The sequence below is a fragment of the Pseudomonas arsenicoxydans genome (genome assembly GCF_006438915.1).
Taxonomy (GTDB): Bacteria; Pseudomonadota; Gammaproteobacteria; order Pseudomonadales; family Pseudomonadaceae; genus Aquipseudomonas; species Aquipseudomonas arsenicoxydans_A.
Genome location: NZ_RCZE01000009.1, coordinates 99669 through 122633 on the forward strand (window position 1 = coordinate 99669; position 22965 = coordinate 122633).

Here is a 22965-nt window from a genome sequence, read left to right on the forward strand (position 1 = left end):
CTAATCATAGAGCGCTCCAATCCGCTTTGCCCATAGCTGAATCGTCAGTCCGAGAGATCGGTCGTCGGGATGATCTGCCCGTCCTCAACAGCCACACTGCTGGCGGTTTTCTTTTCCCTTCGATCACTCATCCAGGTGTTCAATTTCTCACCGAATTCGGCCGGGGCTTTGCGCCCGACTCGTCTGGCCAGGTCGAGAATGGTCTGCTGGGCGAGCGCTTCTTCCATGCGTTTTTGCGCGGTCATCATCACCGCGTGCACCGCACAAGGACCGTCGAGGGCCCACGGCGGTGGGGCGCCGTCAAACAAGGCGCAACGCCCGCGAATCTCGCGGCAATCGAAGATCAGTTTCTGGCCATCGATGGCGTTGACGATATCCAGCACGCTGATTTCGTCCGCCGGCCACGCCAGTTTGAACCCGCCGCGCACGCCTTCGGTGGCCACCACCAGTTTGGCCTTGGCCAGGCGGGTGAAGATCTTGGCCAGGTAGTCCAGCGGCACGCCTTGCAGCTCGGCGAGGTCGCGCACGCTCGCCTCACGGCTGTCGCCGTAATCGCCTACCAAAAAAATCAGGCAATGAATGCCGTATTCAACGCCCGCACTGTAAAGAGACATCGGGATCTCCGACTGAATGAGTCGCCAATGTTATCAGCCGAGGGTTAGGCGAGCAACAATCCATCCTTATCGCTATCTGCCCTGTGTTGCTTATAGATAACAGCAGTTGGTGGGGTTATCGAGGTATCGAAGTGGATGATGGCAGTCATCGTAAAAAGGATGTTGCACACTGTAACTCGGATCACTATAGTCGCCGTTGTCCGCTCGGCAACGAGTTCAGTCTTGGGTCATCCTCGGAGTTAAAACCATGAAACAGCACATTCTGGTCATCGGCGCAGGTTTCGGCGGCATGTGGACAGCGTTGAGCGCTACGCGCCTGTTCGACCTGCATGATCACAACGGCGTAGAGGTCACGGTACTGGCGCCTCAGGCCGAGCTGCGTGTGCGTCCGCGCTTCTACGAACCGAATGCTCATCAACTGGCTGCCCCCCTCGGCGAGCTGTTCGATGCGGTCGGTGTGAAGTTCATCAAGGGTGCTGCAGAGACCATCGACGTGCAGCAGAAAAGTGTCGGTTACACCGATGCTTCAGGCACCCGCCAGACCCTCAGCTACGACAAACTCGTTCTGGCGACCGGCAGCCGTCTGGCCCAGTCGACTACCCCAGGCGTGTCCGAATATGCCTTTGATGTGGATCAGATCGAACAGGCCGTGCGTCTGGAAAACCACTTGAAATCCCTGGCCAACCAGCCAGAAAGCAAAGCGCGCAACACCGTGGTAGTGGCCGGCGGCGGTTTCACCGGGATTGAAACGGCGACTGAAATGCCTGCGCGCCTGCGGGCAATCCTCGGTGAGGGCGCCGACATTGAAGTGATCATCATCGACCGTGGCGAAAAGGTCGGGGCTTCGATGGGCGCCGAAATCAGCCAGTCGATTGCCGAGGCGAGCACGGAGTTGGGCGTGAAATGGCGCCTGAAATCGTCGGTGGTTGCCGTCGACGCGAACGGTGTGACCCTGGCCGACGGCCAGCGCATCGAGGCCAACACCGTGATCTGGACCACCGGTGTGCGCGCCAGCTCGCTGACCGAGCAAATCCCTGCCGAGCGTGATGGCCAAGGCCGTCTGCACGTGGACAGTCATCTGAAAGTCATTGGCCAGGACGACATCTTTGCCACGGGCGATGTGGCTTACGCAGCCTGCGATGACATCGGCAACTTCGCGATGATGACCTGCCAGCATGCCATCTCGCTGGGGCGTCACGCCGGGAACAATGTGGCGGCGCAGATTCTGGGCGTGGACCCGACGCCATACAGCCAACCCAAGTACGTGACGTGCCTGGACCTGGGCGCCTGGGGTGCGGTTTACACCGAGGGTTGGGATCGTCAGGTCAAACTGGTCAAGCAGGAAGGCAAAAACTTGAAGACGCAGATCAACACCGTGTGGATCTACCCGCCGGCCGCTGATCGTGCCGCCGCGTTGGCCGCGGCGGATCCGATGATTCCAGTGGCTTGATAGCGTTGTCCTGAAAAATCCCGCTCAAGTGTCCTTGAGCGGGATTTTTTTATAGAGGGAGGGTTAGATATGGAACGCCTGACGGCCAACCAGCAGCCATTTGCCATCCTTCTTCTGCCAGATCTGGAAGTTCTCGATTTCGGTCGGGATCACTTCGGTGCCCTTGAGCGCCTGGGCCGAGAAATGATTGCGAACCAGCGCTACATCGCCGGAGACGTTGATGGTCTGGTTCTGCATTTCCAGGGTTTTGAACGCGCTTTTGCCGGTTTCAATGTCGGCGATGAAGTCGCTCTTGTCCTGAACCTTACCGCTGGAATGCCCGTAGGTCAGGTTCTCGGCGGTCAAGGCTTTAAGTTCGGAAATGTTCTTGTGCAGCATGGCTTGCGTCAGATGGTCGACGGCGCTGGCGACCTCTTTCTCGCCCGGCGCCGGGGCGGCGGCGACGTAGCCACTGAAGATGCAGAGAAAACCGACCAGCAGTTTGACGTTCTTCATAGGTGTTTCCTTGTTGTTATGGAAGGGTGACTCATCGGTCATCGTACAACCTATAAAGAGTTTAGAGAATACCCGGCACGCCCCGTCTTCAAGGTCGTGCGCGGGCAACGGGTTTCAGGCCAGCATCGACAGCAGTCCACCCTGACGATCCAGTTTGGCCAGGTCATCGAAGCCGCCAACATGGGTGTCGCCAATGAAAATCTGCGGCACGCTGCGACGACCGCTGCGGCTGAGCATCTCCTCGAACTTGCCGGGGCTGGACTGGACGTTTATCTCCTCGGCTGCGATGCCTTTACTGGCCAATAACGCTTTGGCGTTGCGGCAATAGGGGCAAGTGTCGGTGGTGTAGATCGTCACGTTGTTCATTGTCGATACTCCTGAATTTATTGCCCGTGTTCACGCATCGATAGCGGGAAAGTCGATATCGGTGAGTGCGAGATTGTTGAGGTAGTTGGTCAGCGTTTGTGCCGCGATGTGGCCCACCACTTCAACGATCTTGGCGTCGTTGATGCCGGCCGCCCTTGCTGCGTCGAGTTGTTCGAGGCTCAGGTGGCCACGGCTTTCGGTAATTTGCTGGGCGAGGGTGGCGAAGGCATTCAGTTGGCCGTGTCGGGCACTGAGGATGTCTTGCGCAGACAGCCCGGCTTTGCCGGCAAACAGCGTGTGCGCCGCCAGGCAGTAATCGCAGCCGTTGACTTGCGAGGTGGCCAAAAAGATCGCTTCTTTTTCCGTCGCGCTCAGGGACGTTTTGCCCAGCGTTGCGCTTTGTTGCAGGTAGGCCGCGAGTACCGCAGGGGCGTGCGCCAGGGTTTTGAAGACATTCGGCAAAAAGCCGATTTTTTTCTGCACGCCTTCCAGCAGCGGGCGGGTGGTGTCAGTCGCTTGTTCGAGGCTCAGGGCGGTGATGCGGCTCATGGGTGCTGCTCCGTAGATTCAAGCGCGGTGTGCGCTGGGTACGGGGTCTATGCTATTGGGCGGGAGTGGCCTTTTGGGTGCAAATCGTCGAGGATATGCGACAGATCGTCCAGATGTTCACCCGGGAGCCGTTACATGGATCGCTTGTCCACTTTGCTCACCCACTTCGGCGTCAGTGCCGGGACCTTTTACAGCGGGCATTTTTGCGGTTCCGTTATGTTTGATGGCGATCAGTCGACGGGGCACCTGCACCTGTTGCAGGCGGGCGAAGTGACGCTGAAATTGGCCGATGAGCCCGAGCAAGTGCTCACCGAACCGACGCTGATTTTTTTCCCACGACCTTACCGTCATCGTTTACTCGCCAGCGAAGCGTCGGGCACTCAGTTAGTGTGCGCATCGCTGGATTTTGACGGGGGCGCCGGCAATGCTTTGGCGGCTGCGCTGCCGGATTATTTGCTGCTCAAGCTCGACAGCATTGCGACGATGGCCGGCACCCTGGACTGGCTGTTCAACGAAGCCTTCGGCGGCAACTGTGGCCGTGAAGCGATGATGGATCGACTGTTCGAATTGCTGGTGATCCAGTTGCTGCGGCACATCCTCACCGATCGCGATCAGGGGCCTGGCATGATGGCCGGCCTCGCCGATTCGCGTCTGGCGCGGGCCATGAGCCTGATGCATGACGCGCCGGAAAAAGCCTGGACCGTAGCCGAACTGTCAGCGGCGGCGAACATGTCCCGCGCCAGTTTTGCCGAGCATTTTCGTCAAGTGGTGGGGCAGACACCGGTCGACTATCTGGTGAGCTGGCGCATCAGCCTGGCGCAGAAGCGTTTGCGCGAAGGCAAGTCGATTGCGCTGATCGCCGATGAAGTCGGCTACGAAAGTCCCTCGGCACTGGCCCGGGCCTTTCGCCGAAAAACCGGGGTCAGCCCGCGGGAGTGGACGCAGGCCGGCAAACGCCCACGATGAGGGTAATGCTGTTCACTTAAGCGCGACGCTGTATTTGTGGCGAGGGAGCTTGCTCCCGTTGGACTGCGCAGCAGTCCCCTTCTTTTTTGGATGAAGAGGGGCCGCTTCGCGACCCAGCGGGAGCAAGCTCCCTCGCCACAGGGTTTCAGGATCGTGAGATAGACTAACCAGCGGACATCAACCGATGGGAGTGACCACCGTGGCGCGATTCACATGGACTCGCTGATCACCGCCGCCGCCCGTGCATTGGCAGCGGGTGATCCCCTCGGGGCGTTGAAGCGGGTCGCCTTGCGCGAAGATGCGCCGGCGCTGGCATTGCGCGGTATCGCCATGGCCCAGCTCGGCGATCTGGAACGCGCCAAGGCATTGGTCAAACGGGCCGCGCGTGCCTTTGGTCCAAAAGAACCGATGGCCCGGGCGCGCTGCGTGGTCGCCGAGGCTGAAATTGCGTTGGCTTCTCGCGATTTGAGCTGGCCGGAAAAAGCCCTCGACACAGCGCGGGCAACGCTGGAATCCCATGGGGATTGGGTGAATGCGGCCCATGCGCGGTATCTGGAGATCCGGCGTTTATTGCTGATCGGTCATCTCGATCAGGTCGAGGAGCGGCTCGCCCAACTGGACCCTGCGCCCTTGCCGCCGGCGCTGCGCGCCGCGCATGAACTGGTAGTGGCCGGCATCGCCATGCGCCGGCTGGAAATCAAAAAGGCGCGGTCTGCGCTGGCGCGGGCCGAACGTTTTGCGGATGAGGCGGGTATCCCGGCGCTGAGCGCCGAAGTCGAGAACGTCGCTGAAGTCCTGAACGCCCCCGCTGCCCGGTTAATCAGCCGGGGCGAGGCGCGACCGTTGCTGCTGGATGAGGTTGAAACGCTGCTGACCTCAACATCGCTGGTGGTCGACGCGTGTCGATACACGGTGCGCGGCGCCGGGATGTCGGTGTCGCTGGCCAGGCGCCCGGTGTTGTTCACCCTTGTGCGGGCATTGGCCGAAGCCTGGCCGGTCGATGTCCCCCGCGAAACGCTCATTGCCCATGCTTTTCGCCTGAAAATCAGCGACGAATCCCACCGCGCACGGTTACGCGTCGAAGTCGGGCGGCTGCGTGCGGCGCTTCGACCGCTGGCTGGGATCACCGCGACAAAACGCGGCTTTGCACTGCGGTCGCCGGACGTCGTGGTGCTGGCGCGGCCGGTCGAGGAGCAGCACGCGGCGCTGTTGGCGTTTCTGGCGGACGGCGAGTCGTGGTCAAGTTCGGCGCTCGCGTTGGCGCTGGGCACCGGTCAGCGCAGTGTGCAACGAGCGCTTGATTCGCTGGCGGTCGCCGGCAAAGTACAGGCGTTCGGTTGTGGCCGTGCCCGGCGCTGGATGACGCCACCGATGCCGGGATTCGCGACGACTTTGTTACTCACGGCTTTGTTGCCGGGTGATTAGGCTCCACTCCACACACCCAGTGAAGAGGATGCAACCATGAAACGTTCAACCGCTGAAATCATCCGTGAATACGGCCCGTTTCCTGGCGTCGACAGCGTGCACGGCGTCTCTTTTGACGGCCAGCACGTCTGGTTCGCCTCCGGAGAAAGACTCAACGCCCTAAATCCGGACAGTGGCAAACCAACACGAACGATCGATGTCGCCGCCGATGCGGGAACAGCCTTCGACGGCGAGCATTTGTTCCAGATTGCCGGGGAACACATCAACAAGATCGATCCCCAAAGCGGCCGCATCCTCGCCACGATTCCGGCGCCCGGCGGCGGCACCGATTCGGGGCTGACGTGGGCGGAAGGCACGCTGTGGGTCGGTCAGTACCGGGCGCGCAAGATCCATCAGATCAACCCCGACACCGGGGCCATTCTGCGCACCATCGAGTCCAATCGTTTTGTCACCGGCGTGACCTGGGTGGACGGCGATCTGTGGCACGGCACGTGGGAGGAAGATCAGAGTGAGTTGCGGCGGATTGACCCGACCACCGGCAAGGTCCTGGAGGCCGTCGAAATGCCGCCTGGGGTGGGGGTGTCAGGTCTTGAGTCGGACGGTGGCGAGCAGTTTTTCTGCGGCGGGGGCAACAGCGGCAAGGTGCGGGCCGTGCGCCGGCCCGTGGCTTCCTAGAACGTAAACTGACGTGACGAACGGGGCGCACTTTGGGCCAGTTCGATCTCCAGCAAGTGTTCAACCAGCACGTCATTGAGAAAGCGGAACTGATCGTTGAGGCCGACCACTTCGTTGTTGAAGTGGTTCGCGGCTGCCGGCATCAGCAACGCTTCGAAGTTTTCGTCAAACACCAGCGACAGCTCCTTGCGCGATACGAATTCCTGCGCGTAGTAGTTGGTGCCGAACACCGGGAAGCTCACGGAAAGGCTGACGGAGTGGATCATGATGGTTGCTCCTCGGTCTGACCGATGTCCAGGAAGAAACGGGAAAACAGGGTCAGCGAAACGGCCGTCAGGGCCAGGCAGGTCAGGAGATGGATCAACATGATGTGGCCCTCCGATGCGGGCGTTGCGTTGTGATGGGGCGATGGTGCTCCAGGCGGTTTTATTGCGGAAGGCATTCGTCGCGATGGTGAATATCAACATTAATGATGGTGTTCTTTAGGGCCTCTTCGCGAGCAAGCCCGCTCCCACATTTAACCGAGTTGTGTCATGGATACGCGGTCAAATGTGGGAGCGGGCTTGCTCGCGAAGGCGGCCTAAAGAGCACCACGAATCACAAGCGAACAATTGGCGACTCCTATACTCAAACCAATAGGCCTGTGAGTTCCGGGCATTCTGCCCAAGGGCGACTGTAGGAAACCGCGATCTTGAACCTGCGTTCGCTGATCGTCGCCGTGTTAGTGGTATTGGCGGGTTGCGCCACGCCTGTGCGCGCGCCGGTGGTGGAGGTGGTCGTGGTGGTGCCCGACAGCACCTGGCACCAAGTGGATCGTGAAATCGTCGCGGCGTCGCAATCAGCCACCGAACAGACCCGTATCTATTCCCGTGGCGCCATGGATTACTGGCGGACACGGGTCTACCAACTGACCGAAGAAAACTTCATCCCCTGGTTCAGCAGTTACTGGACCCAGGAATGGCTGTCGATGAAAGTCAGCTGGTACACCATCAGTGCCAAGGGCGAGCAGGATGCCTCGGCCAAGCGTCTGGCAGAGTATTTGCTCGAGCAATACCAGCAACGCGTGCTGGCGCCGGTCGCGGTCGAGATTGACCCCGACGCGATTCTCGGCCTGGCCACGGCGTTCTACGTGGACATTCTGCAAGAAGAGCTGCAGAAAATTTCTAAGCATCACGGCATACCGATGGCTCAGCTCAACGGCCGCATCCAGAAAATCCCCGCGATCGCCCTCGGGCCTCCATCTGCACGCAATGCCTCGCTTTATCAGGTCGTCCACACGGCGCCGCTGAATTCGTTACCGGCGTATTCGGCGCTTATCGACCATATCCACAAGGCCGGCGGCGACAAAGGCGTCGGCTCGACCGACACCGCCATGGCCCCCGTGGCCAAGCGCGCCAGTCAGCGCATGGAGGCGGAAATGGCCCCGCGCGGGGCTGCCAGTGCCGTCGCCGCAGCAGCGGGAAAACTCGCCGGGGGCTTGATCACCGTCGGCGTGGCCGGGATTCGTGCACTGATTCAAGCCGCCGACCGGCCCGACAGCGAGGCGCTGATTCGCAGCAGCCTGGGCAACACGTTCGACAAAGCGTGGCTGAAGCTGGTGCAGAATCCGACGACCGGCGTGATGGCGGGGACGTTGTACATGGCGGGTCAGATCGAGGGCAACCTGGCGGCGAGCGCAGCGCCACCGTCGGTCGGTTCGCCAAGCGGTGACGTCGATTGGAGCCCGACGCAATCGACTAACCAGCAGATCGACCCTCAACCCCCCGCAGGAGAATGACCATGTCTTATGTCGATGGCTGTGTGATTGCCGTACCAACCGCCAAGCGCGAACAATTCAAGCAGCACGCCGAACTCACCAGTGCGATTTTCAAGGAGAACGGTGCCTTGAGCATTGTTGAATGCTGGGGCGACGACGTGCCGGACGGCAAAGTGACTTCGTTTCCGATGGCGGTGAAACTCAAGGAAGACGAAACCGTGGTGTTTTCCTGGATCATCTGGCCAGACAAGGCGACCCGCAACGCCGGCATGCAGAAAATGATGGCCGACCCGCGCATGCAACCGGACGTCAATTCCATGCCGTTCGATGGTCAGCGCATGATCTTCGGCGGCTTCAACATCATCCATCAATCCTGACAAAAATCCCCGGATCACTCCGCGCTCGGGGTGATCCGGCAACTCTTGCGATTAAGGATCTCGTTGTCCGTCGGCCGCTCCCTGACGAACTCGAAACGTGGCTCACCTTCGCTATAGTGAACCAGCCAGCCCCATTCCAGCTCGGACTCATCCTGCCCCGGTTGCGGTGGCATTGCCCACCATGGCTCTTTGCTGATGATCTGCCGCATGGCCCCCTCCCGTTGTTTTCGGTTGGTTCAACTATAACGTGCATGTCAGGAGGTGCCAGGCATGAGCGACGAATCCCATGAACCGCTCAAACGGCTGTTTTTTGCCCTGAACTGCCCGCCCGAGCAGCGCAAGGCGATTGCCCAGTGGCGTGCAGCGCTTGAGCTGCGCAGCGGGCGGCCGGTGCCGGCGGATAATTTTCACCTGACGTTGCTGTTTTTGGGCGCGGTCGGTGTGGCGCAGATCGGCGAGATCTGCATGGCCGCCGCCAAGGTTTACGTGCCGGGTGTGGCGTTGAGGGTGCTGCTTGATCGGCTGGAGGTTTGGCGCAGGGCCGGGGTGTTAGTGCTCGCGCCGGAGCAGGCGCCGCCGGAGCTGTTGCGGCTGGTGTATGCGTTGGAGCAGGCGATGTTGCCGTTTGGGCTGGAGGAAACGGCGAAGGAGTTTCGGCCGCATTTGACCTTGATGCGTGACTATCGGCTGCCAGTGCCTGAGTCCGCGACGCCGCCTGAGTTTTTCCTGCGGGCGGATCGTTTTGTACTGTTTGAATCGCATAAGGGGCGTTATCGGGCATTGGCCGAATGGCCGCTGGTGCCCGCCTAAAAAAAGGCGCCCGAGGAGGGCGCCCAAACTCACCTTAACCGAGGAAGCCAGGTGAGGCCGTTCTGCTGCAGGGAGCGTGCAGCGGTGGTAAGGCGCTGCGGGAACGGAAACTGAAGGACACCGCAGATCAAGTGTGGGAGCGGGCTTGCTCGCGAAAGCGGTGGATCAGTCACCATCAATGTTGAATGTGATGACCCCTTCGCGAGCAAGCCCGCTCCCACATTTGATCGGTGGTGTTCATGAATTTTTTTACTTCCCGAGTTTGACCCGCGTCCAGCCCCGGGTCATCACCCGCTGAATCCCGATCGGCATATCCGGAATCGCATACAACGTCGCCATCACCTCCTGCGGCGGATACGAACCGGGATCATCGCGAATCGCCTCATCCACCAACGGCGTCGCCGCCGCGTTGGCGTTGCTGTAGCCGATGTTGTTGGTGATCTCGGCAATGATGTCCGGGCGCATCAGGAAGTTCATGAACAGGTAAGCGTTCTCGACGTTTGCCGCGTCGCGAGGAATGGCGACCATGTCATAGAAGCTGCCAGCGCCTTCCTTCGGGATGCTGTAGTCGATCTTCACCGCATTGCCCGATTCCTGGGCGCGGGCCTTGGCTTGCAAGACGTCGCCGGAATAGCCGACCGCTACGCAGATGTTGCCGTTGGCCAGGTCGGAGATGTATTTCGACGAATGGAAGTACGCCACCGAAGGGCGAATCTTCATGAACAACGCTTCAGCTTCGGCGATCTGGCCTTTGTCCTGCGAGTTCACCGGGTAGCCCAGGTAGTGCAGGGCGGCCGGGAGCATTTCCGTTGGCGAATCGAGGAAGCTGATGCCGCAGGCTTTGAGTTTTTCGGCGTTTTCCGGTTTGAACAGCAAGTCCCAGGAATTGGTCGGTGCATGGGCGCCGAGCACTTCCTTGACCTTGGCCGGGTTGAAACCGATGCCGATCGAGCCCCACATGTACGGGAAGGCGTGAGCGTTATCCGGGTCGCTGGCGGAAGCATTTTTCAGCAGGACCGGGTTGAGGTTTTTCCAGTTCGGCAGCTTCGATTTGTCCAGCGTTTGATAGACGCCAGCCTTGATCTGTTTGGCCAGGAAACTGTTGGACGGCACGACGATGTCGTAGCCGGATTTGCCTGCGAGCAGGCGTGCCTCAAGGGTTTCATTGCTGTCGAACACATCGTAGGTCACGCGGATACCGGTCTCGTCTTCGAACTTCTTGACGGTGTCCGGCGCGATGTAATCCGACCAGTTGTAGACGCGCAGTACCTTGTCATTGGCCTGGGCGCCGGTAACCATCGCGCCCAATAAGGACAGTGTCAGCAGAGTCCTGCCAAACATTTTCATCGGTACAACTCCAATTCTTTTTATTCAAAATCACATAGCTAAATGCAGTGAAAACAGAACCTGTGGCAGTTAACTCAGAACCTGTGGCGAGGGAGCTTGCTCCCGCTGGGCTGCGAAGCGGCCCCAATAACTCTGGCACCTTGCCAATTTTGTGAGTGCTGCGCACTCAAGCGCGAGCAAGCTCGCTCACCACAGTTAACTCAACAACGGCCTTAGGCCGTTGCTCCAGCCATTTGCTTGCCAGGTTGCTGCCACGACTCACTGGCGGTCTGGTCCATCGCTTCCTGGATCGCACGTTTACGGGTGGCTTCGGCGCGGCGGCTGAAGTACCAGACCATGAAGGTCACGATCGAAACGGCGAGCAGAATCAGACTGGCCACGGCGTTGATCTCAGGCTTCACGCCCAGACGCACCGCCGAGAACACTTCCATCGGCAAGGTCGTCGAGCCCGGTCCGGACACGAAGCTCGCCAATACCAGGTCATCCAGCGACAGGGCAAACGACATCATGCCGCCGGCCGCCAACGATGGCGCGATCATCGGAATGGTGATCAGGAAAAACACCTTGAATGGCTTGGCCCCAAGGTCCATGGCCGCTTCTTCGATGGACAGGTCCAGCTCACGCAAGCGAGCAGAAACCACCACCGCCACATACGCCGCACAGAACGTGGTGTGGGCGATCCAGATTGTGACGATGCCACGTTCCTGCGGCCAGCCGATCAACTGCGCCATCGCCACGAACAGCAGCAACAACGACAGACCAGTGATTACTTCCGGCATTACCAACGGCGCCGTCACCAAGCCGCCAAACAGCGTGCGACCCTTGAAGCGCGTGACGCGAGTCAGCACAAACGCCGCCAGCGTACCGAGTGCGACCGCGGCCACCGCCGTGTAGCAGGCGATTTCCAGCGAGCGCACCACCGAGCCCATCAGTTGCGTGTTGTCGAGCAGGCCGGCGTACCACTTGAACGACCAGCCACCCCACACCGTTACCAGTTTCGAGGTGTTGAACGAGTAGATCACCAGAATCAGCATCGGCAGGTAGATAAACGACAGGCCGAACACCAGCATCATTTTTGAAAAACCGAAACGTTTCATCCCCGTGCCTCCATCTCTTTGGCCTGGCTGCGGTTGAACAGCAGAATCGGCACAATCAGGATCAACAGCATCACCACCGCCAGGGCAGACGCCACCGGCCAGTCGCGGTTGTTGAAGAACTCTTGCCACAGCACGCGACCGATCATCAGGGTCTCCGGGCCGCCCAGCAGTTCCGGAATCACGAACTCACCGACCACCGGAATGAACACCAGCATGCAACCGGCGATGATGCCGTTCTTGGCCAGCGGCACGGTGATTTTCCAGAAGTTGTTGAAGTTGCTCGACCCCAGGTCCGACCCCGCTTCCAGCAGGCTCTGGTCGTGCTTGACCAGGTTGGCGTACAGCGGCAACACCATGAACGGCAGGTACGCATACACCACGCCGATATACACCGCGGTGTTGGTGTTGAGGATCTCGATCGGGTGATCGGTCAGCCCGGTCCACATCAAAAACGCATTGAGCAAACCGTTGTTGCTGAGGATGCCCATCCACGCGTAAACGCGGATCAGGATCGCGGTCCAGGTCGGCATCATGATCAACAGCATCAGGACGTTTTGCGTTTCCTTGTTGGCCTTGGTAATGGCGTAGGCCATCGGGAAACCGATCACCAGGCACATCAGCGTGCTGAAAAACGCGACCTTCAACGAGCCGAGGTAGGCCGAGAGGTACAGCTCATCGTCAGTCAACAACAGGTAGTTGCCGACGTTCAAAAACAGCTGAAACTTCTGTTCGGCGTAGGTGTAAATCTCCGAATAAGGAGGAATGGCCAACGCCGCTTCCGAGAAGCTGATCTTCATCACCAGGAAGAACGGCAACAGGAAAAACAGGCACAGCCACAGGAAAGGAACCCCGATGACGAGCTTTCGACCACTCGGCATCAGCCGCATGAACTGCTGATTGAGTGTTTTCATGAGCGCAGTACCACGCCGCTGTCGTCTTCCCACCACACGTAGACGGTGTCGTCCCAGGTCGGACGCGCGCCACGGCGTTCGGCGTTGGCCATGAACGACTGCACGACTTTGCCGCTTGGCAGTTCGACGTAGAACACCGAGTGACCGCCGAGGTAGGCGATGTCATGCACTTTGCCTTTGGACCAGTTGTAGCGGTTCTCGGGCTTGACCGTGCTGACCAGCATTTTTTCCGGGCGGATCGCGTAGGTGATCGACTTGTCCTGCACCGAAGTGCTGACGCCGTGACCGACGTAAATCTTCTGCTCGAGGTCCGGGCTGTGGATGATCGCGTGACCTTCCAGGTCTTCCACCACGGTGCCGTCGAAGGCGTTAACGTTGCCGATGAACTCGCAGACCATGCGGCTGACCGGTGCTTCATAGATGTCGACCGGGCTGCCGATTTGCGCGATCCAGCCCAGGTGCATGATCGCGATGCGCTGGGCCATGGTCATGGCCTCTTCCTGGTCGTGGGTCACCATCACGCACGTCACACCGACGCGCTCGATGATTTCTACCAGCTCCAGTTGCATCTGCGAACGCAGCTTTTTATCCAGTGCGCCCATCGGTTCGTCGAGCAGCAACAGCTTCGGGCGCTTGGCCAGGGAGCGGGCGAGGGCGACACGCTGACGCTGACCACCGGACAGTTGATGCGGCTTGCGCTTGGCGTATTGGGTCATGTGCACCAGGCGCAGCATTTCTTCGACGCGGGCGTCAATTTCGCTGGCGGGCAAACGGTCCTGCTTGAGGCCGAAGGCGATGTTCTGCGCCACCGTCATGTGCGGGAACAAGGCGTACGACTGGAACATCATGTTGATCGGCCGCTCGTACGGCGGCATGTCGGTGATGTCCACACCGTCGAGGAAAATCCGCCCATCGGTCGGGCGCTCGAAGCCTGCGAGCATGCGCAGCAGGGTCGATTTGCCGGAACCGGACCCGCCGAGCAGGGCGAAGATCTCGCCTTGATGAATCTCGAGCGAGACATCGTCTACTGCGCAGGTTTCGTCGAACTTCTTGGTGACGCGGTCGACCTTCAACAACACCTTTTTCGATGTCTGGTGACCTTCAAGAGCCTTCCTGTAAGTGCTGGAGGCGTTTGCCATGTGAAACTCCCAACAGGTTTCAGTCGTCGGGCCAACGCGGCCTGACTTAATAGTTGATTGCAAGCCCCGGGGCGGGCGATGTCAGTCAGATCAGCGAAGATCCCTTGTGGGAGCGGGCTTGCTCGCGAAGGCGGTGCATCAGGCAACAATGATGTCGACTGACACTCCGCCTTCGCGAGCAAGCCCGCTCCCACATGGACTGAGCCTGGCTCACTGATATCGTCCATGCCCATTGGGCTTATTCGGCGCCGCCGTCCTGGCTGCCTGGTAGTACTTGTTGTTATCGCAGTGTTGCTGTCGCGAGGGGCGGGCGCGCAAAGGCGCGCCCGCCTGACTCGCGGGGGCAGTAATCGGTTGTTTGGGTATTAAGTCAGCGGCTTTTACGCAGCGCGGCCCGTCGCCGGCACGCATCGCCGAACGCCTGGAAAATACTCAAATAAGGAGGATTGGTGAGCACCTGCCATTCCGGGTGCCATTGCACGCCGACGGCAAACGTCGGGCTGTGCTCCACCGAGATCGCCTCGATCAAACCGTCCGGCGCAATCGCTTCGGCTCGCAGGCCGGGGGCGAGTCTGTCGATGCCCTGGCTGTGAATCGAATTGACCATGAACTCGACTGGCAACTCCAAGGCTTCAAACACGCCGCCCGGTTGCACCGTCACCGCATGCGCCGGTGCGTATTGCACCGCCAGCTCAGGGCTGTCTGCTTCACGGTGATCGAGCATGCCCGGCAGTTCGTGGACCTTCTGGTGCAGGCTGCCACCAAACGCCACGTTCATTTCCTGAAAGCCCCGGCAGATGCCGAGTACCGGCACGCCGGCCGCAATGGCCGCACGTAATAAAGGAAGGGTCGTGGCATCCCGCGCCGGATCGTGATCCGTGCCGGGAGCGCTGGCCGGGCCCTGATATTGGAAAGGTTCCACATTCGAGGGGGAGCCGGTCAGCAGCAGACCGTCGAGATGCGCGAGCACATCCTCGATTTCAGTCAACTCGCCCAAGGAGGGTATGACCACAGGCAGCCCCAAAGCCGCGACGCTGACAGCACGCAAGTACTTGTCGCCACTGATGTGGTAGGGGTGCAGGCCAATCTGTTTGACGCATGCAGTAACGCCGATCAATGGCTTGAATGCCATTTTTATCACCTCGAAGTTTCACACTTGAACGAGCTTTTCCGGAGCTTAGCCTTGTTGATTTTAATTAACAACTCTCATGTAAAAAATTCTAAACGCCGCACGTCCGATCTTCAGCATTTACACGGTGTGCACGACTGATCTGGCACTCTCGTGCCCATAAAAGGCCCGAAAATAAAGGTTGAAGGCTCAAATGTTCGCTATTGACTTCACTTTGCCGTTCGGGTTGACTGGGCTCGTGAAAGGGTAGTGAACATAATAATTAACAGCTAAAAAATAGGTGCATCATGTCGGTCCCTCTGCGTGCCGTTCAACTCAACGAAGCAAACGCATTCCTTAAGAAATATCCTGAGGTTTTGTACGTCGACCTTCTGATTGCGGATATGAACGGCGTGGTGCGCGGCAAGCGCATCGAGCGCACCAGTCTTCATAAGGTCTACGAAAAAGGCATTAACCTGCCGGCGTCCCTGTTTGCTCTGGACATCAACGGGTCTACGGTGGAAAGCACCGGCCTGGGTCTGGACATCGGCGACTCTGACCGAATCTGCTTCCCCATCCCCGGCACCCTGAGCATTGAGCCGTGGCAGAAGCGCCCAACCGCTCAATTGCTGATGACCATGCACGAACTCGAAGGCCAGCCGTTCTTTGCCGACCCGCGAGAAGTGTTGGCCAATATCGTGCGCAAGTTCGATGACCTGGGCCTGACCATCTGCGCAGCCTTCGAACTCGAGTTTTATCTGATCGACCAGGACAACGTGAACGGTCGTCCGCAGTCGCCGCGTTCGCCGGTATCGGGCAAGCGTCCGGTGTCGACTCAGGTGTACCTGATCGATGACCTCGACGAATACGTCGACTGCCTGCAAGACATCCTCGAAGGCGCGAAAGAGCAGGGCATTCCTGCCGACGCCATCGTCAAGGAAAGCGCCCCGGCGCAGTTCGAAGTGAACCTGCATCACGTCAACGACCCGATCAAGGCCTGCGACTACGCGGTGTTGCTCAAGCGTCTGGTGAAAAACATCGCCTACGACCACGAGATGGACACCACGTTTATGGCCAAGCCCTATCCAGGTCAGGCGGGCAACGGTTTGCACGTGCACATTTCGATTCTCGACAAAGAAGGCAACAACATCTTTGCCAGCGAGGATCCCGAGCAGAACGCCGCGCTGCGACACGCGATCGGCGGTGTGCTCGAGACCCTGCCGGCGCAGATGGCGTTCCTCTGCCCGAACGTCAACTCGTACCGTCGATTCGGCGCGCAGTTCTATGTGCCGAACTCGCCGAGCTGGGGCATCGACAACCGTACCGTGGCGGTGCGTGTGCCAACCGGCTCGCCGGACTCGGTGCGCATCGAACACCGCGTTGCGGGTGCCGACGCCAACCCGTACCTGTTGATGGCTTCGGTGCTGGCCGGTATTCACCACGGCCTGACCAACCAGATCGAGCCGGGTGCCCCGGTGGAAGGCAACAGCTACGAGCAAAACGAGCAGAGCCTGCCGAACAACCTGCGCGATGCACTGCGCGAGCTGGACGACAGCGAAGTCATGGCCCGTTACATCGACCCGCTGTACATCGACGTGTTCGTGGCGTGCAAGGAAAGCGAGCTGGCCGAGTTCGAGAACTCCATTTCCGACCTTGAGTACAACTGGTACTTGCACACCGTTTGATTGACCTGTTGGTGTACGCATTCTCTGCATACACCACCCATCAAATGTGGGAGCGGGCTTGCTCGCGAAAGCGGTGTGTCAGGCGACGTTAATATTGAATGTGCCGCCGCCTTCGCGAGCAAGCCCGCTCCCACAAGGGATTGCATTTCAAATCCTCAATTGATTGGCATCAATCCAACGATCATTTATTCCTCTGCGTCGAGTCACAACCATGACAAACACTCGCAGCGACTGGGAACAACGCTTCCAGTCCCTCACTATCGAAGCCCGTGCATTCATCGACGGCCAATACTGCCCGGCACTCAGCGGCGACACCTTTGAGTGCATGAGCCCGGTCGACGGCCGTTTCCTGGCCAACGTCGCCAGCACCGACGAAGCCGACGCCAATGCAGCCGTCGCCGTCGCGCGCCGCACGTTTGAATCCGGCATCTGGGCCAACCTGGCCCCGGCCGAGCGCAAGCGTATCCTTATCCGCTTCGCCGACCTGATCCTGGCCAACCAGGAAGAACTGGCCCTGCTCGAAACCCTCGACATGGGCAAACCGATCAACGACTCGATGAACATCGACATTCCAGCGACCGCCAACGCGATCCGCTGGAGCGCCGAAGCCATCGACAAGATCTACGACGAAGTCGCCGCCACCCCGCACGACCAACTCGGCCTCATCACCCGCGAACCTGCGGGCGTGGTCGCCGCCATCGTGCCGTGGAACTTCCCGTTGATCATGGCCAGCTGGAAGTTCGCCCCGGCCCTGGCCGCTGGTAACTCGTTCATTCTCAAGCCTTCGGAAAAGTCGCCGCTCACCGCCATTCGCATCGCGCAGTTGGCACTGGACGCTGGCATTCCGAAAGGCGTGTTCAACGTTCTGCCGGGCTACGGCCACACCGTCGGCAAGGCGTTGGCGTTGCACATGGACGTCGACGTGCTGGCCTTCACCGGCTCCACCGCGATTGCCAAGCAACTGATGATCTACGCCGGACAGAGCAACATGAAACGCGTGTGGCTCGAAGCCGGCGGCAAGAGCCCGAACGTGGTGTTCGCCGACGCGCCGGACCTTCGCGCGGCAGCACAAGCAGCGGCCGGTGCGATTGCCTTCAACCAGGGCGAAGTCTGCACCGCTGGCTCGCGCTTGCTGGTGGAGCGTTCGATCCGCGAGCAGTTCATTCCGCTGCTGGTGGAAGCGCTGCAAGCGTGGAAACCGGGCCATGCCCTGGACCCGGAAACCACCGTCGGCGCGGTCGTCGACCAGCGTCAACTGGATAACGTGTTGCGTTACATCCAGGTCGGCAAAGACCAGGGCGCGCAACTGATCGCCGGCGGCAGCCGCACCCTCGAAAGCACCGGCGGCCTGTACGTGGAACCGGCGATTTTCGACGGCGTGACCAACGCCATGACCATCGCCCGCGAAGAAATTTTCGGCCCGGTGCTTTCGCTGATCACCTTCGACACCGCTGAAGAAGCCCTGGCCATCGCCAACGACAGCATCTTCGGCCTGGCCGCCGGCGTCTGGACCAGCAACCTGAGCAAGGCCCACACCTTCGCGCGCGGTTTGCGCGCCGGCAGCGTCTGGGTCAACCAGTACGACGGCGGCGACATGACTGCACCGTTCGGCGGGTACAAGCAGTCGGGTAACGGTCGGGACAAATCGCTGCACGCGTTCGACAAATACACCGAGCTCAAAGCGACCTGGATCAAGCTCTAATACCTATAAAAAAAGCGACGGTCGCCGGCACGCTGCCGGTGGCCATCGGAGAAAGCTATGAAACAAGATTCTGTGAAACAAACCCACGTAAACAGCTACTACGCCGCCACCCGCAACTTCACCGGTGACTTCCCGGTGCTCGAACAAGCGGTGGACTGCGACGTCTGCATCATCGGCGCCGGCTACACCGGTTTGTCTTCGGCCCTGTTCCTCGCGGAAGCAGGCTACAGCGTGACCGTTCTCGAAGCCGCCAAGGTCGGGTTCGGCGCCAGCGGTCGCAACGGCGGTCAACTGGTCAACTCCTACAGCCGCGACGTCGATGTCATCGAAGAACGCTACGGCGACAAAACCGCTGAAGTCCTCGGCAGCATGATCTTCGAAGGCGCCGACATCATTCGTCAGCGCATACAGCACTACGACATCCAGTGCGACTACAAGCCCGGTGGCATCTTCGCCGCGATGAACAAGAAGCAACTCAAAGGCCTGGCCGAGCAGAAGAAGAGCTGGGAGCGCTACGGCAACAAGAACCTGAAAATGCTCGACACGGCTGACATCAAGCGTGAAGTCGGTTCCGATGCCTACGTCGGCGGCCTGCTCGACCTGCAGGGTGGCCACATCCATCCGCTGAACCTGGCCCTCGGCGAAGCCTCGGCCATCATCGGCCTCGGTGGCAAAATCTACGAACAATCGGCGGCGGTGGAAATCACCTACGGCGAACCGATCACCGTGCGCACCGCCAAAGGCATGGTCCGCGCCAAGTACCTGCTGATCGCCGGTAACGCCTACCTGCCGCAGGGCCTCGACAATCGCGTGACCAGCAAAAGCATGCCGTGCGGCTCGCAGATCGTCGTCACCGAACCGTTGTCGGAAAAGGTTGCGCGCAGCCTGATCAAAAACAACTACTGCGTCGAAGACTGCAACTACCTGCTCGACTACTACCGCCTGACCGCCGACAACCGCCTGCTGTACGGCGGCGGCGTGGTCTATGGCGCCCGTGAACCGGACGACATCGAACAACTGATCAAGCCGAAAATCCTCAAGACCTTCCCGCAATTGAAGGACGTGAAGATTGACTACCGCTGGACCGGCAACTTCCTGCTGACCATGTCGCGCATGCCGCAATTCGGCCGCATCGAAAAAAACGCCTACTACATGCAAGGCTACAGCGGCCACGGCGTCACCTGCTCGCACCTGGCCGGCAAACTCATCTCGGAAATGATCCGCGGCGACGCTGAACGCTTCGATGCTTTCGCTTCGCTCCCGCACATGCCGATGCTCGGTGGCCGCACCTTCTCGGCACCGTTGACCGCCCTCGGCGCCGTGTACTACTCGCTGCGCGACCGTTTCGGCATCTAATCGCCACAATCCCTGTAGGAGCCGAGCTTGCTCGCGATGACGGCGGCACAGTCAACATTGATGTTGCCTGACACACCGCCATCGCGAGCAAGCTCGGCTCCCACAGGAGATCACCTGTGCCCCTAACACCCCAAATCAAATGTGGGAGCGGGCTTGCTCGCGAAGAGGCCATATCAGCCACTATCAATCCCACCTGACACCCCCAAAACCCACACAGCAGAACAGCCCGACATGACCACCCTCAGCTTTTTCACTAACCAGTTATCGAACCTGCTGAGCAACACCCCCAAACGTGATTTAATACCCGCCTTTCAAATTTCCGGGACAGGGAAGCGGTACTCTCGCGGCCAAAAGTCGCCCGCCATCCACCCCCATAACCCTTAAGTATTCTTCGCATAAGGCTGTCATGGACACGGGCTCACGACTCAAATTAGTACGCGAAAGCTACAAAATGTCCCAGCGCGAGCTGGCCCGGCGTAGCGGCGTCACCAATGCCACCATCTCCCTGATCGAACAAAATCGTGTCAGTCCCTCCGTCAGCTCCCTGAAAAAACTGCTCGAAGGCATTCCCATGTCTTTGGCGGACTTCTTCACCTTTGATCAGCCACCGCGTGAGCATCAATACGTGTTCCGGGCCAATGAACAGCCGGATCTTGGCCGTCATGGGCTGCGGTTGTTGCTGATCGGGGCTTCGGTGCCGAGTCGGCAGATGCGCCTGTTGCGCGAGCAGTACGCGCCTGGGGCGAGTTCTGGCGAGGAGCCCATCGTTCACTCGGAAGGCGAGGAGTGTGGACTCGTCACGCGTGGCACAGTTGAATTGACAGTGGATGGGCAGATCAGCGTGCTCAATGCGGGCGATGGCTACTACTTTCCGACGACTTTGCCGCACAAGTTTCGCAATATCGGCCAGGATGAAGCGGAAATCATCAGCGCCAACACCCCGGCCAACTTCTAACTTCAATACGGACGCAACCCTGTAGCAGCTGCCGAAGGCTGCGTCCGCATCCAACACCCAAGCTGAATGGAAGCAGCTGTTTCAGCGTTTAATAGAAGAAAATGGACTTTACCTCATGACCCCACCCCGCATCCGCCCCGTCGCACTTTGCATCTTCCATCACGATGGCAAGATCCTGCTCAGCGAAGCCCACGACCCCATCAAAAACCGCCCATTCTTCCGCCCAATCGGTGGCGGTATCGAGTTCGGCGAAACCAGTGCCCAGGCCATTGAACGTGAAGTTCAGGAAGAACTTGGATTAGCTATCACCGATGTTCGCTTACTCGGTACGCTTGAAAACATCTTTACGTATGCCGGCACGCCCGGTCATGAAATCGTGCAGATCTACGATGCGAAATTCGTCGATGTCAGCGTCTATGCGCTCCCGCATTTGGATGGTCAAGAAACCGATGGCGCAACCTTTACTGCGAAGTGGCTTGCGTGGGAAGGCTTTACTGATGACGCGCCGTTGGTTCCTGATGGGCTTTATGAATTGCTGAAAAAAGTAACGCTGTTGGACTAACACTTGCCACTCAAGAACTCTGGAAAAATCAGCGTCAGATTATTTCATAACAGATCTATAACCTTTACGGCCGCCTTTTTTGTTCTTCCTTGTTGTGTTTAATTTGTTTGTGATGGTTTTTTATTCATTTAAAATCTAAAAAACTGTCAGATCTGACAGGTGAGATAATTTTATTTTTAATTCAATATCCAATTGCAGAACGAGCCATGAAGTTATTGTTGGTCTCGATTTTTTAGGAGTATTGCGATGAGTAATTCTGATGATATTTTTTTGAATCATGGTGTGTTTAAAGACATTATTTGGGACGACCAAAACACACGAGCTGTGGGACCGCCTATTTCGTTGTTGGATTTTGAGCAGTTTGCAGCGAGCCAAGTAGACACTTTACCTGCAGCGCCTCCTCCCGTTGCAGAGAGTGAACCGCTAGAGGAAATATATGTTTTTAAAGACCGTCTTGGCTGTGGGACGAAAGTGCGTGTGGACTATAGAGGGGAATCAATTAGGGGGTCAGTAGTTGATTATTTTTTAACATCTATGGGTACTTTGGCGATTTTAGTGGATGCTTTTGTGTTGGTAGGGGTACAGCGCAATGGTTATATAGCAGGTAAGGGTGCAAGGTTTTATTTGATTTAACTATGGTTTTTCTTGTGAGGAATAAAGAAAAAAGGTAACCGGAAAAAGGTGACAACCGAAAAAAGGAAGGAAAAAAGGTCAGAGGTGACAGATCTATTTTACAAATAGATCTGTCACCTTTTCTTTTGCAGCCTGCCCGTTGGAAAGGAATCGAGCATTGCGGAATGTGTTCAGACGATAAAGAACCGCAACAGGTTGGGTTGCTGCGGTTCAGATCGGGTCAGTTCACTTTAGGTACATCAAACCCACGCTGCTCAATCACCCGAAACACATCGCTCACATCCTGGATTAAAATCCGGGCGATGTTTGTGACGGTGTTGATGTCGTTTTCGGCGTAGTCGGGGAGGCTGGTGCAGGCCATCAGGTTTAGGTATTTGAGGACGGCGCTGAGGCGTTCGCTGACGCAGTTGTGTAGTTCACGCAGTGGGGCGTCGCTGTCGATGAGCAGGACGGGGTAGTCGGTGGCGAGTTGGGACATTGGGGTGAAACGGCGGGGCGGGTTGTTCGTTTTCATTAGATAAGATTCTTTTTGAGGGAATGAACTGCCACCTTTTTGCTGCGATACAAAATGGGTGGCAACTGTGCGCGGGTTCGCAGACCAGGAAGAATCAAACCCGGCAGACTCGAAAGTCTCCCACGCACAGCCGCCATAAACTGCGACGCAGGCGAAGCTCGCCTGGGTGTCTTATGACGGTGCCGGCTGATTCTATTCTGTAGGGCTGCGAAACCCAATCGCTAACTGCGGTCAGCGACGGGTCGAATATAGGCGTCGATTTTGGCGGCTGCAAACGGGGTTGTAGGACGTAAAGGCGGGTTATGGGTGGAGGGTGGAGACTGCGTTTGGTTGAGTGGCCGTCGTGATCTCGGAGGTTGTTTAATGTCAGGTGTACCGTGCGTGCCGGGATCGCGGCTGCTGCGCAGTAGGACGCAAGCTTCGCCAGCTGCTACGGGATGTAAGCGTGTTTAAAAATGCGGTGAGTATTGGGG

At 58.7% G+C, this 22965-nt stretch carries 25 protein-coding genes; 13 read left to right on the plus strand and 12 right to left on the minus strand.

The genetic code is table 11. The features are described 5' to 3' along the window. Nucleotides 1-44: 44 nt before the first annotated feature. A complete protein-coding gene (locus EAH78_RS19400; protein WP_140668956.1) occupies nucleotides 45-614 on the minus strand; it encodes an RrF2 family transcriptional regulator in 570 nt (189 codons plus the stop codon). A gap of 247 nt (nucleotides 615-861) precedes the next feature. Between EAH78_RS19400 and EAH78_RS19405 the strand changes: the two genes are divergently transcribed. Further along, entirely contained in the window at nucleotides 862-2064 is a 1203-nt protein-coding gene (locus tag EAH78_RS19405) for an NAD(P)/FAD-dependent oxidoreductase (protein ID WP_140668957.1), read from the plus strand. A 63-nt stretch (nucleotides 2065-2127) separates the two neighbouring features. Here the strand turns inward: EAH78_RS19405 and EAH78_RS19410 are convergent, their stop codons facing one another. The 3 genes from EAH78_RS19410 to EAH78_RS19420 all read right to left on the minus strand — a co-directional run bounded on the left by EAH78_RS19410 (nucleotide 2128) and on the right by EAH78_RS19420 (nucleotide 3474). Then, entirely contained in the window at nucleotides 2128-2559 is a 432-nt protein-coding gene (locus tag EAH78_RS19410) for a nuclear transport factor 2 family protein (RefSeq protein WP_140668958.1), read from the minus strand. 114 nt (nucleotides 2560-2673) lie between these two features. Beyond that, on the minus strand, nucleotides 2674-2925 hold the full coding sequence (grxC, locus tag EAH78_RS19415) for a glutaredoxin 3 (RefSeq protein WP_140668959.1): 252 nt from the start codon (nucleotides 2923-2925) through the stop codon (nucleotides 2674-2676). 30 nt (nucleotides 2926-2955) lie between these two features. Next, nucleotides 2956-3474, minus strand: coding sequence for a carboxymuconolactone decarboxylase family protein (locus tag EAH78_RS19420; RefSeq protein ID WP_140668960.1), 519 nt, complete (start codon nucleotides 3472-3474; stop codon nucleotides 2956-2958). Between the two features lie 135 nt (nucleotides 3475-3609). Here EAH78_RS19420 and EAH78_RS19425 point away from each other — a divergent pair, with 135 nt between their 5' ends. The 3 genes from EAH78_RS19425 to EAH78_RS19435 all read left to right on the plus strand — a co-directional run bounded on the left by EAH78_RS19425 (nucleotide 3610) and on the right by EAH78_RS19435 (nucleotide 6540). Then, nucleotides 3610-4440 carry an AraC family transcriptional regulator gene (locus EAH78_RS19425; RefSeq protein ID WP_140668961.1) on the plus strand — a complete coding sequence of 277 codons (831 nt, stop codon included), beginning with the start codon at nucleotides 3610-3612 and terminating at the stop codon, nucleotides 4438-4440. A 213-nt stretch (nucleotides 4441-4653) separates the two neighbouring features. Then, on the plus strand, nucleotides 4654-5865 hold the full coding sequence (locus tag EAH78_RS19430) for a helix-turn-helix domain-containing protein (protein ID WP_140668962.1): 1212 nt from the start codon (nucleotides 4654-4656) through the stop codon (nucleotides 5863-5865). Between the two features lie 36 nt (nucleotides 5866-5901). After that, nucleotides 5902-6540: a glutaminyl-peptide cyclotransferase gene (locus EAH78_RS19435; RefSeq protein ID WP_140668963.1), complete on the plus strand. Its 639-nt coding sequence runs from the start codon at nucleotides 5902-5904 to the stop codon at nucleotides 6538-6540. Here EAH78_RS19435 and EAH78_RS19440 read toward each other — a convergent pair. After that, a complete protein-coding gene (locus EAH78_RS19440; RefSeq protein ID WP_140668964.1) occupies nucleotides 6537-6806 on the minus strand; it encodes a hypothetical protein in 270 nt (89 codons plus the stop codon). The two genes, EAH78_RS19435 and EAH78_RS19440, sit on opposite strands and share 4 nt — an antisense overlap. 425 nt (nucleotides 6807-7231) lie before the next feature. On the opposite strand from EAH78_RS19440, the gene EAH78_RS19445 reads away from it, so the two are divergent. Then, entirely contained in the window at nucleotides 7232-8317 is a 1086-nt protein-coding gene (locus EAH78_RS19445; protein ID WP_140668965.1) for a hypothetical protein, read from the plus strand. A 2-nt stretch (nucleotides 8318-8319) separates the two neighbouring features. After that, nucleotides 8320-8673 carry a DUF1428 domain-containing protein gene (locus tag EAH78_RS19450; protein WP_140668966.1) on the plus strand — a complete coding sequence of 118 codons (354 nt, stop codon included), beginning with the start codon at nucleotides 8320-8322 and terminating at the stop codon, nucleotides 8671-8673. A gap of 14 nt (nucleotides 8674-8687) precedes the next feature. On the opposite strand, the gene EAH78_RS19455 is transcribed toward EAH78_RS19450, so the two are convergent. Continuing rightward, on the minus strand, nucleotides 8688-8882 hold the full coding sequence (locus tag EAH78_RS19455) for a hypothetical protein (protein WP_140668967.1): 195 nt from the start codon (nucleotides 8880-8882) through the stop codon (nucleotides 8688-8690). 61 nt (nucleotides 8883-8943) lie between these two features. Between EAH78_RS19455 and thpR the strand changes: the two genes are divergently transcribed. Further along, nucleotides 8944-9483 (plus strand): RNA 2',3'-cyclic phosphodiesterase, encoded by a 540-nt coding sequence (thpR, locus tag EAH78_RS19460; RefSeq protein ID WP_140668968.1) that lies wholly within the window; start codon nucleotides 8944-8946, stop codon nucleotides 9481-9483. Nucleotides 9484-9732: 249 nt separating this feature from the next. Here thpR and EAH78_RS19465 read toward each other — a convergent pair whose 3' ends face one another. The 5 genes from EAH78_RS19465 to EAH78_RS19490 all read right to left on the minus strand — a co-directional run bounded on the left by EAH78_RS19465 (nucleotide 9733) and on the right by EAH78_RS19490 (nucleotide 15109). Beyond that, nucleotides 9733-10830, minus strand: coding sequence for a polyamine ABC transporter substrate-binding protein (locus EAH78_RS19465; protein WP_140668969.1), 1098 nt, complete (start codon nucleotides 10828-10830; stop codon nucleotides 9733-9735). A 212-nt stretch (nucleotides 10831-11042) separates the two neighbouring features. Then, the gene (locus EAH78_RS19470; RefSeq protein WP_140668970.1) at nucleotides 11043-11927 is read right to left on the minus strand and encodes an ABC transporter permease subunit; all 885 of its coding nucleotides are present in this window, start codon (nucleotides 11925-11927) and stop codon (nucleotides 11043-11045) included. Beyond that, nucleotides 11924-12805 carry an ABC transporter permease subunit gene (locus EAH78_RS19475; protein ID WP_170219144.1) on the minus strand — a complete coding sequence of 294 codons (882 nt, stop codon included), beginning with the start codon at nucleotides 12803-12805 and terminating at the stop codon, nucleotides 11924-11926. Before EAH78_RS19475 ends, EAH78_RS19470 begins: the two co-directional genes overlap by 4 nt. A 29-nt stretch (nucleotides 12806-12834) precedes the next feature. Then, a complete protein-coding gene (potA, locus tag EAH78_RS19480) occupies nucleotides 12835-13977 on the minus strand; it encodes a polyamine ABC transporter ATP-binding protein (protein ID WP_140668971.1) in 1143 nt (380 codons plus the stop codon). A gap of 370 nt (nucleotides 13978-14347) precedes the next feature. Beyond that, a complete protein-coding gene (locus tag EAH78_RS19490; protein WP_140668972.1) occupies nucleotides 14348-15109 on the minus strand; it encodes a gamma-glutamyl-gamma-aminobutyrate hydrolase family protein in 762 nt (253 codons plus the stop codon). Between the two features lie 284 nt (nucleotides 15110-15393). Between EAH78_RS19490 and EAH78_RS19495 the strand changes: the two genes are divergently transcribed. From EAH78_RS19495 to EAH78_RS19520, 6 genes are all read left to right on the plus strand, one after another. Beyond that, nucleotides 15394-16770: a glutamine synthetase family protein gene (locus EAH78_RS19495; protein ID WP_123436074.1), complete on the plus strand. Its 1377-nt coding sequence runs from the start codon at nucleotides 15394-15396 to the stop codon at nucleotides 16768-16770. A 211-nt stretch (nucleotides 16771-16981) separates the two neighbouring features. Then, nucleotides 16982-18472 carry an aldehyde dehydrogenase gene (locus tag EAH78_RS19500; RefSeq protein WP_140668973.1) on the plus strand — a complete coding sequence of 497 codons (1491 nt, stop codon included), beginning with the start codon at nucleotides 16982-16984 and terminating at the stop codon, nucleotides 18470-18472. A 72-nt stretch (nucleotides 18473-18544) separates the two neighbouring features. Continuing rightward, entirely contained in the window at nucleotides 18545-19828 is a 1284-nt protein-coding gene (locus EAH78_RS19505) for an NAD(P)/FAD-dependent oxidoreductase (protein WP_140669114.1), read from the plus strand. Between the two features lie 406 nt (nucleotides 19829-20234). After that, nucleotides 20235-20783 carry a cupin domain-containing protein gene (locus EAH78_RS19510; RefSeq protein WP_046027697.1) on the plus strand — a complete coding sequence of 183 codons (549 nt, stop codon included), beginning with the start codon at nucleotides 20235-20237 and terminating at the stop codon, nucleotides 20781-20783. A 115-nt stretch (nucleotides 20784-20898) separates the two neighbouring features. Next, nucleotides 20899-21345 carry an NUDIX hydrolase gene (locus EAH78_RS19515; RefSeq protein WP_140668974.1) on the plus strand — a complete coding sequence of 149 codons (447 nt, stop codon included), beginning with the start codon at nucleotides 20899-20901 and terminating at the stop codon, nucleotides 21343-21345. Between the two features lie 246 nt (nucleotides 21346-21591). Continuing rightward, nucleotides 21592-21978, plus strand: coding sequence for a hypothetical protein (locus EAH78_RS19520; RefSeq protein WP_140668975.1), 387 nt, complete (start codon nucleotides 21592-21594; stop codon nucleotides 21976-21978). A 220-nt stretch (nucleotides 21979-22198) separates the two neighbouring features. On the opposite strand, the gene EAH78_RS19525 is transcribed toward EAH78_RS19520, so the two are convergent. Further along, entirely contained in the window at nucleotides 22199-22492 is a 294-nt protein-coding gene (locus EAH78_RS19525) for a fructose-bisphosphate aldolase (RefSeq protein ID WP_140668976.1), read from the minus strand. Nucleotides 22493-22965 lie beyond the last annotated feature (473 nt).